General features: G+C 62.0%; 2 protein-coding genes. Both read left to right on the forward strand.

Annotated elements, in window-relative coordinates:
• The first annotated feature begins 62 nt into the window (after positions 1–62).
• Positions 63–1,196: a fumarylacetoacetate hydrolase family protein gene (locus VEK15_20065; GenBank protein HXV63006.1), complete on the forward strand. Its 1,134-nt coding sequence runs from the start codon at positions 63–65 to the stop codon at positions 1,194–1,196.
• A 26-nt stretch (positions 1,197–1,222) separates the two neighbouring features.
• On the forward strand, positions 1,223–2,374 hold the full coding sequence (locus VEK15_20070) for a fumarylacetoacetate hydrolase family protein (protein ID HXV63007.1): 1,152 nt from the start codon (positions 1,223–1,225) through the stop codon (positions 2,372–2,374).
• The last annotated feature ends 78 nt before the right edge of the window (positions 2,375–2,452 follow it).

Raw genomic sequence — 2,452 nt, forward strand, 5'->3', positions numbered from 1 at the left:
GGCGTGCCTGGGTCTGCGGTCGTCCGGAGGAATTAGCCACGGCAGGAGAGGTAATCGCAACGATGAAACCCCAAAGAAGTCGTCAATCTTCCTTTCGCGTGCTGCTCGTGGCGGCGGTCGCGTTCTTGCCTCTGATGCTCGAGGTCGACGGTTCGCTCGCGCAGCAGCCGGGGACGAATACGTTCCGGCTCTTGACTTTCGAGGTAGGTAACAGCGGTCCGCGACTCGGCACGACCCGCGGAGACGGAGAACAAGACATCGTCGATGTTCACAACGCCGTGCTCTACCTGACGAAGACCGGAGCGCCGGAGGTGAGTGGCCTGGCGCCTATTCCCATCGACATGCGCTCGCTGATCGAGGCCGGTGACGCGTCGGTGCGGTCGGTGAAGACCGTGCACGACGCCATCACCCGAGTGAGAGCGAGCGGCAACTTTACCGAGCCCGGAGGTGCGGCGCGTGTATTTCACCCGCCGGCCGGGGTCCGCTATCTGCCTCCCATCCCCAATCCATCGAAAGTCCTCGGAGGAGCGGGAGCCTATCTGCGTCCGAATCCCGACGGAACTCCGGGCAACTACGACAATGTGGAGTTTCCGAGCTTCTTCCTGAAGCCCCCGTCGTCACTTACCGGTCACAACACAGACATCAACCTGCGTGGGCTTCTGACGCGAGGTGTCTACGAACCGGAATGCGCCGTGATCATCAAGAAGCGCGCTAAGTTCGTCCCGCAGTCAGAAGTCATGGACTACGTCTTCGGATTCACGAACTTCAACGACGTGAGCTCGCGTGACTTGCCGGCGGGGGAGCACACTTCGCAGGGGAGCAACATGAGCAAGGGACTCGATACCTTCACGCCTCTCGGGCCGTACATCACGCTCGCGGAGGACGTGCCCGATCCCGCCAATCTCGAGATCGTCGCCACCGTCGACGGCGCGCGTCACGAATGGCCGCACAAGAACGGAAACACCAAGTTCCTGACGTTCTCGCTCGAGGAGTCGATCTCATACCTCAGCGAGCGGATGACGCTTGAGCCGGGAGATGTCGTTTCGACGGGCGTGCCCAGCCCATCGATGCCGTTTGCCGCTGGCGAGACGATCGAGATCTCCATTGGAAACCTCGGGACGCTTCGAAACCGCGTCGTCTCGGAGCCTTATCCGGGCTGGTCGCCGATACAGCCACGGAAAGCTCACCAAGACTAGGTCTTTCTAATCAAGGAGGAGAATCGATGAGAAACATGGCGATGACCGTCGCGTTGATGACGTTGACGAGTGCGGGCGCAGCTCTGGCTCAAAGCCAGATGGAGTCGGTGGAGCCCTTCAAGCTCGGCACCTTTCAAATCGACGCCGGGCCGACGGTGGGCATCGTGCTCCAAGAACGGTACGTCATCGAGCTCAACCCCGCGAACGCCGCCCTGGAGTTGAATCCCGCTTATCCGCGGGTGCCGATGCCCGCCGATATGCTCGAGCTGATCGGTCGCTACGGGTACGGCCTCAAGTACCGGATTTACGAGATCGTGAACGATGCGGTGAAGAACAATCGTCTCATGGGAGACGGAAGGCCGGGATACATCCACGATGTCGACGACGTCCGCACCCTGGCACCCATTCTCTATCCCGGCAAGATCCTGAACGCGGCGGTGAACTTCTACAGCCACGCTTGCGAGGGTTGCAGCGAGGAGGAGCTCCGAGAGAGTAATCGTCGTCGGCAAGAGAACCGGGGCGTCCCCTACCTCTTCCTCAAGCCGGCGAAGGGTGCGGTGATCGGAACGGGAGAGCCGATCGTCATTCCCGATGGTCGCGATCGGATCGACTGGGAAGTCGAGCTGGGCACCGTGATCGGCCGTCCTGCCCGCTACGTTTCGGCCGCCGAGGCCCAGGACTACGTATTTGGTTATGTGGTGTCGATCGACGTCTCCGACCGCGGTGGCCGTCCACCGGGAGGCTTCGGGTCGGGCTCGGACTGGCTGGTCGGCAAAGGGCACCAGAGCTTCGCCCCCATGGGCCCGTGGATCGTGCCGAAAGAGTTCTATGGCGATCCGATGGAGCGCCTGCATCAACAGCTCACGATCGATGGGGTCACGGTCCAGGAAGCCAAGGCCGGGGACATGATCCACTCTCTTTGGGAGCTGATCGAGTACGGCTCGTCGATTATCACGCTCTATCCCGGCGACGTGCTCAACAGCGGCACGTCGAGCGGCACCTCGTCCGGAGCGTTCGCCGAGGGCACAAGGAGCGGATACTTGAAGCCCGGCGAGACGATCGAGGCCACCATCGAGGGCGTCGGTACCATCCGGATGCCCGCGGTGGCAGGTGAGCCGCTCCCGGGCGATCTCAGCGGCGCACATCTCCCGCCGGTCAAAACCTATCGGGAGAACTAGAAAGCTCGCGGAGAAGGATTCCAGGCGCGTAATAAACGGCTGCCAGGAGGCGTTCGTCGGCATGCCCTCACGGCGTTA

Source organism: Vicinamibacteria bacterium, assembly GCA_035620555.1.
Lineage (GTDB): Bacteria > Acidobacteriota > Vicinamibacteria > Marinacidobacterales > SMYC01 > DASPGQ01.